Annotated in this window: 9 protein-coding genes; 1 reads left to right on the forward strand and 8 read right to left on the reverse strand. The window is 70.1% G+C overall.

The genetic code is table 11. From position 1 onward, the window contains the following. Positions 1 to 61 precede the first annotated feature (61 nt). The 3 genes from I2501_RS04815 to I2501_RS04825 all read right to left on the reverse strand — a co-directional run bounded on the left by I2501_RS04815 (position 62) and on the right by I2501_RS04825 (position 2,616). On the reverse strand, positions 62 to 1,159 hold the full coding sequence (locus I2501_RS04815; protein WP_196192555.1) for a branched-chain amino acid aminotransferase: 1,098 nt from the start codon (positions 1,157 to 1,159) through the stop codon (positions 62 to 64). Positions 1,160 to 1,336: 177 nt separating this feature from the next. After that, positions 1,337 to 2,383: a 3-isopropylmalate dehydrogenase gene (locus I2501_RS04820; protein WP_196192556.1), complete on the reverse strand. Its 1,047-nt coding sequence runs from the start codon at positions 2,381 to 2,383 to the stop codon at positions 1,337 to 1,339. Between the two features lie 83 nt (positions 2,384 to 2,466). Next, positions 2,467 to 2,616 (reverse strand): hypothetical protein, encoded by a 150-nt coding sequence (locus tag I2501_RS04825; RefSeq protein ID WP_196192557.1) that lies wholly within the window; start codon positions 2,614 to 2,616, stop codon positions 2,467 to 2,469. A gap of 208 nt (positions 2,617 to 2,824) precedes the next feature. Here I2501_RS04825 and I2501_RS04830 point away from each other — a divergent pair, with 208 nt between their 5' ends. Further along, positions 2,825 to 3,460 (forward strand): DUF2461 domain-containing protein, encoded by a 636-nt coding sequence (locus tag I2501_RS04830; RefSeq protein WP_196192558.1) that lies wholly within the window; start codon positions 2,825 to 2,827, stop codon positions 3,458 to 3,460. A gap of 195 nt (positions 3,461 to 3,655) precedes the next feature. Here the strand turns inward: I2501_RS04830 and serA are convergent, their stop codons facing one another. The 5 genes from serA to I2501_RS04855 form a co-directional block, all read right to left on the reverse strand. Continuing rightward, a complete protein-coding gene (gene serA / locus I2501_RS04835; protein ID WP_196192559.1) occupies positions 3,656 to 5,248 on the reverse strand; it encodes a phosphoglycerate dehydrogenase in 1,593 nt (530 codons plus the stop codon). A gap of 271 nt (positions 5,249 to 5,519) precedes the next feature. Continuing rightward, complete coding sequence (gene ilvC, locus I2501_RS04840) at positions 5,520 to 6,518, reverse strand: ketol-acid reductoisomerase (protein ID WP_196192560.1); 999 nt, start codon at positions 6,516 to 6,518, stop codon at positions 5,520 to 5,522. A gap of 157 nt (positions 6,519 to 6,675) precedes the next feature. Beyond that, on the reverse strand, positions 6,676 to 7,200 hold the full coding sequence (gene ilvN / locus I2501_RS04845) for an acetolactate synthase small subunit (protein WP_196192561.1): 525 nt from the start codon (positions 7,198 to 7,200) through the stop codon (positions 6,676 to 6,678). Between the two features lie 23 nt (positions 7,201 to 7,223). Then, positions 7,224 to 9,056, reverse strand: a complete 1,833-nt coding sequence (locus tag I2501_RS04850) for an acetolactate synthase large subunit (RefSeq protein WP_196192562.1) — start codon at positions 9,054 to 9,056, stop codon at positions 7,224 to 7,226. Between the two features lie 257 nt (positions 9,057 to 9,313). After that, entirely contained in the window at positions 9,314 to 12,295 is a 2,982-nt protein-coding gene (locus I2501_RS04855; RefSeq protein WP_236045874.1) for a putative bifunctional diguanylate cyclase/phosphodiesterase, read from the reverse strand. Positions 12,296 to 12,363: the final 68 nt, after the last annotated feature.

Below are 12,363 nucleotides of genomic sequence, written 5' to 3' on the forward strand. Positions count from 1 at the left end.
GCGGCCCGCCACCCGGACGAGTGGTGTCACTCCCCCGTGATTCCCCTGGTGACAGGGGGTGTCAGACGATCGGGTGCATCCAGCCGTGGGTGTCCTCGCGACGGCCGGTCTGGAGCGCCAGCAGGGTCTCGCGCAGCTTGGCGGTGATCGGGCCGGGCGTGCCGTCGCCGATCGTCCAGTCGCCGCTGGCGGACTTGACCGAGCCGACCGGGGTGATCACGGCGGCGGTGCCGCAGGCGAAGACCTCGGTGAGGGTGCCGTCGGCGACGCCCGCACGCCACTCGTCGGTGGAGATCTTCCGCTCCTCGGTGCTGTAGCCGAGGTCGGCGGCGATGCTCAGCAGCGAGTCACGGGTGATGCCCGGAAGCAGCGAGCCGGACAGCTCCGGGGTGACGATGCGGGCGTTCTCCCCTTCGCCGAAGACGAAGTAGAGGTTCATGCCGCCCATCTCCTCGATCCAGCGGCGCTCCACGGCGTCCAGCCAGACGACCTGGTCGCAGCCCTTCTCGGCGGCCTGGGCCTGGGCGACCAGCGAGGCGGCGTAGTTGCCCGCGCACTTGGCCGCACCCGTGCCGCCCGGCGCCGCGCGGACGTACTCCTCGGAGATCCACACCGAGACCGGCTTGATGCCGCCCGGGAAGTACGCGCCGGCCGGGGAGGCGATGATCATGAAGAGGTACTCGTTGGCCGGGCGGACGCCCAGGCCGACCTCGGTCGCGAACATGAAGGGACGCAGGTAGAGGCTGGCCTCGTCCTGGTCCGGCACCCACGCCTGGTCCTGCTGGACCAGCGCCTCGACGGCGGCGACGAAGAGCTCCTCGGGCAGCTCCGGCATGGCCAGACGTGCGGCGGAGGCCTGGAAGCGGCGGGCGTTGGCCTCCGGGCGGAAGGTCTGGATCCGGCCGTCGGCGGTGCGGTAGGCCTTGAGACCCTCGAAGATCGACTGACCGTAGTGGATCGTCATGTTGGCCGGGTCGAGCTCAAGCGGGCCGTAGGGGACCAGCTGCGCGTCGTGCCACCCACGGCCCTCGGTCCAACGGATGGTCACCATGTTGTCGGTGAAGAAGCGACCGAAGCCGGGAGAGGCCAGGCGGGCCTCGCGCTCGGCGGCGGAGAGCGGGTGGGCCGAGGGCTTGAGCTCGATTGAGAGGGAGGTCATCGACGTTTGTCCTTCACCGTGTCGTCATGGCGGAAACCCCGACCGGGGCGGTTCCCACGGTCGATGGTCGCATTAATGAGGGCGACAGCGACAGCCGGTGCTTCGATGACACGCACGAACGCGCAGCACCGGGCCGTCGCCGGCCCGGTGCTGGGTACTACGTGAGGGGCCGGCGGGTCAGCCGGCTACTCGGGCGGCGAGCGCGTCGCCGATCTCCGAGGTGGTGCGCGGAGCAGTGAGCGAGCCGCGCTCCGCCAGGTCGGCGGTGACGGCGGACTCGATCGCCGCGGCCTGCTCGGTGTAGCCGAGGTGGCTCAGCATCATGGCGACCGACAGCACGGTGGCGGTCGGGTCGGCCTTGCCCTGGCCGGCGATGTCCGGGGCGGAGCCGTGGACCGGCTCGAACATGGACGGGAACGCGCCGGAGGGGTTGATGTTGCCCGAGGCGGCCAGGCCGATGCCGCCGGTGACGGCTGCGGCCAGGTCGGTGAGGATGTCGCCGAAGAGGTTGTCGGTGACGATGACGTCGAAGCGCTCGGGCTGGGTGACGAAGAAGATCGTCGCCGCGTCGACGTGCAGGTAGTCGGTGGTGACCTCGGGGAACTCGGCCGCGACCTGGTCGAAGATCCGCTTCCACAGGTGGCCGGCGTGGACCAGGACGTTGTTCTTGTGCACCAGCGTGAGCTTCTTGCGCGGACGCGCCTGCGCCCGGGCGAACGCGTCGCGGACGACGCGCTCGATGCCGAACGCCGTGTTGAGGCTGACCTCGGTGGCCACCTCCTGCTCGGTACCGGTGCGCAGCGAGCCGCCGTTGCCCACGTACGGGCCCTCGGTGCCCTCGCGGACGACCACGAAGTCGATCTGCGGGTCGCCGGCGAGCGGCGACTTCACACCCGGGAAGAGCTTGCCCGGACGCAGGTTGACGTGGTGGTCGAAGGCGAAGCGCAGCTTCAGCAGCAGCCCGCGCTCCAGCACGCCGGACGGCACCGACGGGTCGCCGATGGCGCCCAGCAGGATGGCGTCCGCGCCCTTGAGCTCGTCGAGCACGCTGTCCGGCAGAGTCTCGCCGGTGGCGTGGTAGCGGCGGGCGCCGAGGTCGTACTCGACGGTCTCCACCTTGACGTCGGCGGGGAGGGCCGAGGAGAGGACCTTCAGTCCTTCGGCGACGACCTCCTGGCCGATTCCGTCACCAGGGATCACTGCAAGGCGGAGAGTGCGAGACATGCGGAGACCATACTCCCGGGTCCATAGGCTGACATCATCCTGTCCGCCATACGGACGGCTGACGGTGCGTCGGATCGTCGGAACTAGTGGGCGGAACCGACGGAACCGTCCTGGTGTCCGGTGACGCCGCCGTTGTCCCGGCGGTCCAGCGCCCGCTGCAGGGCGGCGGCGGCCTGGGCGCGCTCGGCGGTGGCGTGGGGCGTACGGCGGGTACGGGGCTTCGGAGCGTTCATGGGGAGACTCCTGTGGTGTGTGCGGTCCGATCTGGGGAGGGCGGGCCGGACAGGGGTCACCTGTACTGGGGCCGAGTCGGAACCGGCCGTGGATACGGCAGACCGTCCGACTGCATGCATTTCACGGTACGACAAGCTCGTCGAACTGTCTCCAGAGATACTTGGATTTCCTACTATCCGAGACGGCACGTCCCCTGGACGGGTGATCATGAGCTTCCAAGGCTGGCCGGCGGAGGCCCTCGAGTTCTTCGAGGGCCTGGAGGCCGACAATTCCAAGACCTACTGGACGTCCCACAAGGACGCCTACGAGCGCTGCGTGCGCGAGCCGCTGGAACAGCTGTTGGAGGAGCTGGCGCCTGCCTACGGCGAGGGCAAGATCTTCCGCCCCTACCGCGACGTCCGCTTCTCGCCGGACAAGTCGCCGTACAAGACCCACATCGGCGCGATCCTGGAGGGCGGCGGGTACGTCCAGCTCTCGGCCGAGGGCTTGGGCGCGGGCAGCGGCCGCTATGTGATGTCGCCCGGCCAACTGGCGCGCTACCGCGAGGCGGTCTCGGACGAGCGGCGGGGCGCCACGCTGGAGGCGGTCCTCGCGAAGCTGACGCGTGGCGGCGAGATCGCGCTCATGTCCCACGACCGACTGAAGAGCGCGCCCCGGGGTTACCCGAAGGACCACCCGCGGATCGAGCTGCTCCGCAACAAGAGCCTGGCCGCGTGGCGGCAGTGGCCGGTCGAACCTTGGCTGGGCACGGCGGAGGCGAAGAAGCGCGTCGTGCAGTTCCTCAAGGCCACGCGGCCACTGAACGAGTGGCTGGAGGCCAACGTCGGCGGGGAGCCGGACTGACCTTAGGGGCGCGGGGAACTGCGCGAGCAACCACCCTCCCCCAGCCTTCGGCCGGGGGTACCCCCACCGGACAGCCCTGCTCGCTGAGCGACTCACCACGCTGGGTGGCTTGTCGCGCTCACGCGGCGGAGCCGCAGATCAGCACAGCCCCGCGCCCCTTGATGGTGCAACTACCTGCGGCAGCGCACGTTCCGCTTACGCGGACAGGTTCACGCTGCGCGCGAACTTCGCGCCGATCTCGGCGGCGATCTCGCCGAGCAGCCCCTGCGGGATCTCGCTGTCGACCGTCAGGGAGACGAGCGCGTCGCCGCCCTCCGCCTCGCGGGAGACCTGCATGCCGGCGATGTTGATGCCCGCATCGCCGAGCAGGCGACCCAGCGTGCCGACGACGCCCGGACGGTCCTCGTAGCGGAAGAAGCCCATGTAGTTCGTCAGGGCGACGTCCACGTCGAAGTCGTTGACGCCGACGATCTTCTGCTGGCGCTTCGGGCCCGTCAGCGTGCCCGCGACCGAGACCTCGCGGCCGTCCGTCAGCGTGCCGCGCACGGTGATGACGTTGCGGTACTCGGGGCTCTCGCTGGTGGTCGTCAGCCGCACCTCGAGGCCGCGCTCCTGCGCGAACAGCGGGGCGTTGACGTAGGAGACCGTCTCCGCCACGACGTCCTCGAAGACGCCCTTGAGGGCGGACAGCTCCAGCACCTTCACGTCGTGCTGGGTGATCTCGCCACGTACCTCGACGTCCAGGCGGACCGCGACCTCGCCCGCCAGCGCGGTGAAGATGCGGCCCAGCTTCTCGGCCAGCGGCAGGCCCGGACGGACGTCCTCGGCGATGACGCCGCCCTGGACGTTGACCGCGTCCGGTACCAGCTCGCCCGCCAGCGCCAGGCGCACCGAGCGCGCGACGGAGATGCCCGCCTTCTCCTGCGCCTCGTCCGTGGAGGCGCCGAGGTGCGGGGTGGCGACGACGTTGTCGAAGCCGAAGAGCGGCGAGTCGGTGCAGGGCTCCTTGACGAAGACGTCCAGGCCCGCGCCCGCGACGCGACCCTCCTTGAGTGCGGCGGCCAGCGCCTCCTCGTCGACGATGCCACCGCGCGCGGCGTTGACGATGCGGACGCTCGGCTTGACCTTGTGCAGCGCCTCGTCGCCGATCAGACCGATGGTCTCCGGCGTCTTGGGCAGGTGGACGGTGATGAAGTCGGCGACCTCGAGCAGCTCGTCCAGCGGAAGCAGCTTGACGCCCATCTGCGCGGCGCGGGCGGCCTGAATGTAGGGGTCGTAGGCGACGACCTTCATGCCGAAGGCGGACATCCGCTGCGCGACCAGCACGCCGATCCGGCCGAGGCCGACGACGCCGAGGGTCTTCTCGGCCAGCTCGACGCCGGTGTACTTGCTGCGCTTCCACTCGCCGTTCTTCAACGCGGCGTTCGCGGACGGGATGTGACGCGCCGTCGAGATCAGCAGACCGCAGGCGAGCTCGGCGGCGGTGACGATGTTGGAGGTCGGCGCGTTGACGACCATGACGCCGGCCTTGGTGGCCGACGGGACGTCCACGTTGTCCAGGCCGACGCCGGCGCGGGCGACGACCTTGAGCTTGCGGGCGGCGGCGATGGCCTCGGCGTCCACCTTGGTGGCCGAGCGGATCAGGATCGCGTCCACGTCCGCGATCGCGGCGAGCAGCTCGGAGCGGTTGGCACCGTCACAGTGGCGGATCTCGAAATCCGGGCCGAGGGCGTCGACGGTGGCGGGGGAGAGCTCTTCGGCGATGAGAACTACAGGCTTGCTGCTCACGACAGTTGTCCTTACTGTCCGGTGTCCCCGAAGCCGTGCGTGGGGGTGGCACCCGCGTTGCGGTGACGGCATGGAGGGGGAGGGTGGCATGCCGCGTTGGAGACGCACGACGCTGTGAGCCTGACGCGCAGAATTGAGTCTATCGGCGGAGGCGCATCCACCGAGCGCCCGAGCGGAAGAATCACCCGCCCGAGACCATACGTTCCGTACAAAGCCCTGTCGTACAAAGCCGCAGGGGCGGTCCGGAGACCGCCCCTGCGGACGAGGCGACTTACGCCTCCTCGTCGACCCAGCTCATCAGCTTGCGCAGCTTCTTGCCGGTGGTCTCCAGCAGGTGCTCGCTGTCGGCCTTCTTGTACTCGTTGTACTTCGGCAGACCGGCCTTGTACTCGGCGATCCAGGTGTTGGCGAAGGTGCCGTCCTGGATGTCGCCGAGGACCTTCTTCATCTCGGCCTTGGTCTGGTCGGTGATGATGCGCGGACCGGTGACGTAGTCGCCCCACTCGGCCGTCTCGGAGACGGACCAGCGCATCTTCTCCAGGCCGCCCTCGTACATGAGGTCGACGATCAGCTTCAGCTCGTGGAGGCACTCGAAGTAGGCGATCTCGGGCTGGTAGCCCGCCTCGACCAGGGTCTCGAAGCCGGCCTTGACCAGGGCGGCGGTGCCACCGCAGAGGACGGCCTGCTCGCCGAAGAGGTCGGTCTCGGTCTCCTCGGTGAAGGTCGTCTTGATGACGCCGGCGCGGGTGCCGCCGATGCCCTTCGCGTACGAGAGCGCCAGCGGCAGGGCGTTGCCCGTGGCGTCCTGCTCGACGGCCACGATGCAGGGGACGCCGCGACCCTCCTCGTACTGGCGACGGACCAGGTGGCCCGGGCCCTTCGGGGCGACCATGCAGACGTCGACCTCGGCCGGCGGCTTGATGAAGCCGAAGCGGATGTTGAGGCCGTGGCCGAAGAAGAGGGCGTCGCCCGCCTTCAGGTTCGGCTCGACGACCTCCTTGTAGACGTCGGCCTGGATCGGGTCCGGCACCAGGATCATGATCACGTCGGCCTCGGCGGCGGCCTCGGCGGGGGTGACCACGCGCAGGCCCTGCTCCTCGGCCTTGGCGCGGGACTTGGACTCCGGCAGCAGGCCGACTCGGACGTCGACCCCGGAGTCACGCAGGGAGAGCGCGTGCGCGTGGCCCTGACTGCCGTAGCCGAGGATGGCGACCTTGCGGCCCTGGATGATGGACAGATCGGCGTCGTCGTCGTAGAACAGCTCGGCCATCGCTGGCTTCTCCTTGCGGGATGGATTCCTTGGGCACACCGTACGCCGAAGGCATTTTCGGGACGGTGGAGTCTCAGAGGGTGAGACTAGCGTCTCACCTCAGGGGCGCGGAGCTCAGTCCCCGCGCCCCTGAGTGGTGCGACTGAATGTCGCGCTGTCAGGCGCTGCGCTCGACGGCGCGGAGGGAACGGTCCGTGATCGACCTCGCTCCGCGGCCGATGGCGACCATGCCGGACTGCACGAGTTCCTTGACCCCGTACGGCTCCAGCATCTTCAGCATCGCCTCCAGCTTGTCGCTGCTGCCCGTCGCCTCGATGGTGACGGCGTCCGGGGAGACGTCGACCGTCTTCGCGCGGAAGAGCTGGACGATCTCGGTCACCTGCGAACGCGTCTCCGCGTCCGCGCGGACCTTGACCAGCATCAGTTCGCGGCGGACCGACGCGGACGGGTCCAGCTCGACGATCTTTATCACGTTGATCAGCTTGTTGAGCTGCTTGGTGACCTGCTCCAGCGGGAGGTCCTCCACGTTGACCACGATGGTCATCCGGGAGACGTCCGGGTGCTCGGTCGGGCCGACCGCCAGGGAGTCGATGTTGAAGCCGCGGCGGGAGAACAGGGCCGCGATCCGGGCGAGGACACCTGGCTTGTTCTCGACCAGGACGGAGAGGGTGTGCTTGGACATGGCTTTCTTAGGGCCCCTTCGTCTCAGTCGTTCTCGTCGCCGAAGTCCGGACGGACGTCGCGCGCGGCCAGGATCTCGTCATTGCTGGTGCCTGCGGCGACCATCGGCCAGACCATCGCGTCCTGGTGGACGATGAAGTCGATGACGACCGGGGCGTCGTTCAGCTCCATCGCCTTCTCGATCACCGCGTCGAGGTCCTCCGGGCGCTCGCAGCGCAGCGCGTGGCAGCCCATCGCCTCGGAGAGCTTGACGAAGTCCGGCAGGCGGGTGCCCGCCGCCGGGCCCTTGCCGTCGTGCTCCGGGCCAGCGTGGAGGACCGTGTTGGAGTAGCGCTCGTTGTAGAAGAGCGTCTGCCACTGGCGGACCATGCCCAGCGAGCCGTTGTTGATGATCGCGACCTTGATCGGCAGGCCGTTCAGCGCGCAGGTGACCAGCTCCTGGTTGGTCATCTGGAAGCAGCCGTCGCCGTCGATCGCCCACACCTCGGTGTCGGGGCAGCCGGCCTTCGCGCCCATCGCTGCCGGGACGGCGTAGCCCATCGTGCCCGCGCCACCGGAGTTGAGCCAGGTGGCCGGCTTCTCGAAGTTGATGAACTGGCTGGCCCACATCTGGTGCTGGCCCACGCCCGCCGCGTAGATCGCGTCGGAGCCGACCTTCTGGCCGATCCGCTCGATCACCTGCTGCGGGCTGAGCATGCCCTCGGGGGCCGGGTCGTAGCCGACCGGGTAGGTCTTGCGCCAGGCGTTGAGCTGCTCCCACCAGGCGTCGTAGTCGAAGCGCGGCTCGCCCTCCTTCGCGGCGGCCTGCTCCTGCTGGACCGCGACGATCAGGTCGGCGATGATCTCGCGGGCGTCGCCCACGATCGGCACGTCCGCCGTGCGGTTCTTGCCGATCTCCGCCGGGTCGATGTCCGCGTGGACGATCTTGGCGAACGGCGCGAAGGTGTCCAGGCGACCGGTGACCCGGTCGTCGAAGCGGGTGCCGAGCGCGAAGAGCAGGTCGGCCTTCTGCAGCGCGGTGACCGCGGCGACCGAGCCGTGCATGCCGGGCATGCCCAGGTGCTGGTCGTGACTGTCGGGGAAAGCGCCCAGCGCCATCAGCGTGGTGACGACCGGGGCGCCGGTCAGCTCGGCCAGGATCCGCAGCTCCGCCGTGGCCTGGGCCTTGAGCACGCCGCCGCCGACATAGAGGACCGGGCGCTTGGACGAGGCCAGCATCCGGGCCGCCTCGCGGATCTGCTTGGCGTGCGGCTTGGTCACCGGACGGTAGCCCGGCAGCTGCTGCTCGACCGGCCAGCGGAAGATCGTGCGGGCTTGGAGCGCGTCCTTGGAGATGTCCACCAGCACCGGACCCGGCCGACCGGTCGAGGCGATGTGGAACGCCTCCGCGATCACGCGCGGGATCTCCGCCGCGTCGGTCACCAGGAAGTTGTGCTTGGTGATCGGCATCGTGATGCCGCAGATGTCCGCCTCCTGGAAGGCGTCCGTGCCGATCGCCTTGGAAGAGACCTGGCCGGTGATCGCGACCACCGGGACGGAGTCCATGTACGCGTCCGCCAGCGGCGTGACCAGGTTGGTCGCGCCGGGACCGGACGTCGCCATGCAGACGCCGACCCTGCCGGTCGCCTGCGCGTAACCCGTCGCCGCGTGGCCCGCGCCCTGCTCGTGGCGGACCAGGATGTGGCGGACCTTCACGGAGTCCATCAGCGGGTCGTACGCCGGGAGGATCGCGCCACCCGGGATCCCGAACACCGTCTCCGCGCCGACCGCTTCCAGGGAGCGGATGAGCGACTGGGCACCGGTCATCGGTTCTGGACCCGAGTGCGGCGGGACGGGCGTTGCTGCCTGCTCAGTCATCTGCTGATTCCTATCGGGACTGCTCGGAGTTCTCGGAGTGGTGGTCTTGGCGGTACGCCACGCGCGCTGCCCTGCGGCAACAAAAAACCCCTCGTGCCCAGTGTGGGCATGCGAGGGGTGGCGCGTCGGCACTTCCTGCTCGGGAATCACTCCCGAATCAGCCGACGCGCCCGCCAATTACGAGAAGTCGGGTGCGCATGCTGACGACCTTCCTCCGACGGCCCGTGGGGTGTCAAGCCGATCGGGATCGTGTCTCATCATGCGATACCTCCGTCGGACACCCGTGCGCCAGGAACACCCCCGAACGGCCCATTTGCCAGGAGTTTCGCCAGGTCGGACTCGTTCATCGGCTCGCCGAAGCAGCCTCCAAGGCCGTGTGTGCAGCCCAGTTCGCGGAGCAGTTCGGCCTGGGCGGGCGTGTCCACGCCCTCGGCCACCGTGTCCAGGCCGAGCTCCTGACCGACCCGCAGGACGGACCCGGCCAGGGTGCGCAGAAAGGCCGAGTGGGGCAGTCCGTCGACCACGCCGCGCTCCAGCTTGAGCGCGTCGACCGGCAACCTGCGCAGCCCGCTGAGCGGGGTGGTGCCGCCGAACCCGTCCAGCACCACGCCGACACCGAGGCGCTTGAGCTGGTTCAGGCGCTGCACCAGGTCGTCGAAACCGTGGGCACGACCGTCCGGCACTCCCCCGCCGACTCCGCCGACCCCTCCGACCGAGCCGACCCCGCCACCGTCGGCCAGCTCGATGTGCAGGCGCGCGGGCGGCAGTCCGGTCCGCCGCAGGGACGTCTCGACGGCCTCGAAGAGCCCCGGCGCGGCGACCACGCGCGCGGGGAGTCGCACCGAGACCGGCAGGTCCACCTCGCGCTCGGCCGCCTGCCGCAGCGCGTGGTCGACCGTCCAACGGGCGAACCGCACCGCGCGCTCACCGCCGCCGGAGGCGTGCAGGAACTCGGCGGGGGTGAGCACCTGCCCCTGTGCCGAGCGCCAACGTGCCTGCACGGCAAGACCGGTGACCGCGCCGTCGGCCAGGTCGACGACGGGCTGGTGCAGCAGCGCGAACTCGCCCTCGCGCACCGCGACGCGCAGTCGCTGGTCCAGCTCCGTGCGGCGGCGCAGCTCGGTGCGGAGCTCCGGCGAGTACTCGCTGACCCGGTCCTTGCCGCGGCGCTTGGCCTGGTACATGGCCAGGTCCGCGCTGCGCAGCAGGTCGGCCGCGCCCTCAGGGGTGGCCTCCGCGTCGGCGAAGGCGATGCCGATGCTGGCGGCGACCGCGTGCTCCTCGTTGCCGACCTGGTACGGCGCGGAGACGGCGACCCGCAGCCGTTCGGCGACGGCGAAGGCCTGGTCCCGGTCGACCTCACCGACCAGCAGCACCGCGAATTCGTCACCGCCGAGCCGGGCGACGGTGTCGCCGGAACGGACCGCCTCCTTGAGCCGGCGCGCGGCCTGGATCAGCAGCTCGTCGCCGACCTGGTGCCCGGCGGTGTCGTTGACCGCCTTGAAGCCGTCCAGGTCGACGAAGAGCACGGCCACCTCGGGCCGACTCTCCGAGGTGGCCGCCAGCGCGCTGCGGCTGCGCTGCAGGAAGAGCGCGCGGTTGGGCAGGTCGGTGAGCGCGTCGTGGAACGCGTTGTGCTCCAACTGCGCCTGGAGCCGTACGCGTTCGGAGACGTCGCGGCAGTTGAAGATCAGCCCGTCACGGTAGCGGTTGACGGTCGACTCGACGTCGAGCCAGCCTCCCGAGCCCGAGCGCACCCGGCACTCGATCCGGGCGGTGGGCTCGGCCGGGGCCTTGGCCAGGTAGCGCTGCACCTCCCAGAGCACATGGCCGAGGTCGTCGGGATGGACCATCTCCGGCAGCAGGGTGCCGACCAACTCCTCGGCGGGACGCCCGTAGACGCCGGCGGCGGCCGGACTGACGTAGCGGAGCACGCCGTCCGGGTCGGCGATCATGATGACGTCGCTGGACCCCTGCACCAGCGAGCGGAAGTGGTTCTCCTGGTGGCTCAGCTTCTGTGCCAGGGACAGGTTGTCGAGCAGCATGACGCCCTGCCGCAGGATCAGCGCGATCACCACGGTGCAGCTGACCACCAGCACGAACCGGTCCAGATGGTGCTGCCCGAGCGCGTTGTAGAGCAGCCCGACAGTGCAGACGCCGGTCGCCGCGTACGGGGTGAGCGCGCTGAAGGTGGACGCGACGCGGGGGCGGCGCAGCGTGCCCTGGGCAGGTTGTGTGCTCGACCGGCCGCCACCGGCCCAGGGCGCCCAGGCGAGCAGCATCGATCCGCAGAACCAGCCCGCGTCGAGCAGTTCGCCGGAGTGGTAGGTGTCCTGGAAGGACTGGCTGGTGAAGACGGCGTCGCAGAGCACCGTCAGCGCGAGGCCCACTATGGCTGTGTGCACCGCCGCCCGGTTGCTGTCGGGACGCCGGAACCGCAGCCCGAGGACCATGCTGATCAGCAGGATGTCCAGCACCGGGTAGGCGAGGCCCATCGCCAGCCGCAGCGGGCTGTGCTGGTCGCCCGCGGCGGTGCGGCCCAAGGCCAGGCTCCAGCTCAGCGTCAGCAGGGACCCGGCGATCAGCCAGCCGTCCAGCGCCAGGCAGAGCCAACCGGCGGCGTTACGCGGGCGGTTGGCGAGCAGCAGCAGGCCCAGGATGGCGGGCGGGGCGAAGAAGAGGAACGCGTAGTCGGCGATCGACGGCGACGGCAGGGTACGCGCCAGGACACACTCGTACCACCCCCAGATGCCGTTGCCGACGGCGACCATCAGTGAGCTGAGGCCGAAGCAGAGCCAGGCGGGGCGGCTGCGCCCCCCGGACGCCAGGCCGTAGGCGAAGCAGGAGACCGACGCGGTCAGCGCGGCTCCGGCCAGGCCGAAGTCGCCCATGAAGTCGGCCAGGCTCTGGGACCCCCAGCCGTAGGCGGCGCCCGCCAGGTACACCAGGCAGACCAACATGATCAGTATCCGCGGCAGCCGGGCCGCGGCCTGGGACAGCCGCAGCGACTCCGGGAGGTGCGGGTGCGCCGTGGCGGGATCGGCCACGACGTCGTCGAACCCCGGGTGCGCGGCTCGGTACGCGGGGTCTCCGTACGCTGGGTCTCCGTAGGCGAACGGGGAGAGCGCGGCCGTCGCCGTACCCGCCCGCCCCGGCGGCCCCGGGAAGCCGGAGCGTCCGGCGCTCGACCAGCGCTCCTCGGTCCAGGAGCCAGGCGGCAACGTGTCAGTGCTCAGCATGGGCAATCCCCCTCCGGCCCCGGGTGCGATCGGACCAGCGGGGCGGACAACTCCGTACCGGGTCTCCC

The organism is Streptacidiphilus fuscans (genome assembly GCF_015690355.1).
Lineage (GTDB): Bacteria > Actinomycetota > Actinomycetes > Streptomycetales > Streptomycetaceae > Streptacidiphilus > Streptacidiphilus fuscans.

Excerpts from the sequence above, each read along its gene's own strand:
- I2501_RS04820 (WP_196192556.1), bottom strand. The coding sequence starts at position 2,383 with ATGTCTCGCACTCTCCGCCTTGCAGTGATCCCTGGTGACGGAATCGGC.
- I2501_RS04850 (WP_196192562.1), bottom strand. The coding sequence starts at position 9,056 with ATGACTGAGCAGGCAGCAACGCCCGTCCCGCCGCACTCGGGTCCAGAA.
- I2501_RS04830 (WP_196192558.1), top strand. The coding sequence starts at position 2,825 with ATGAGCTTCCAAGGCTGGCCGGCGGAGGCCCTCGAGTTCTTCGAGGGC.
- ilvN (WP_196192561.1), bottom strand. The coding sequence starts at position 7,200 with ATGTCCAAGCACACCCTCTCCGTCCTGGTCGAGAACAAGCCAGGTGTC.
- I2501_RS04815 (WP_196192555.1), bottom strand. The coding sequence starts at position 1,159 with ATGACCTCCCTCTCAATCGAGCTCAAGCCCTCGGCCCACCCGCTCTCC.
- I2501_RS04855 (WP_236045874.1), bottom strand. The coding sequence starts at position 12,295 with ATGCTGAGCACTGACACGTTGCCGCCTGGCTCCTGGACCGAGGAGCGC.
- ilvC (WP_196192560.1), bottom strand. The coding sequence starts at position 6,518 with ATGGCCGAGCTGTTCTACGACGACGACGCCGATCTGTCCATCATCCAG.
- I2501_RS04825 (WP_196192557.1), bottom strand. The coding sequence starts at position 2,616 with ATGAACGCTCCGAAGCCCCGTACCCGCCGTACGCCCCACGCCACCGCC.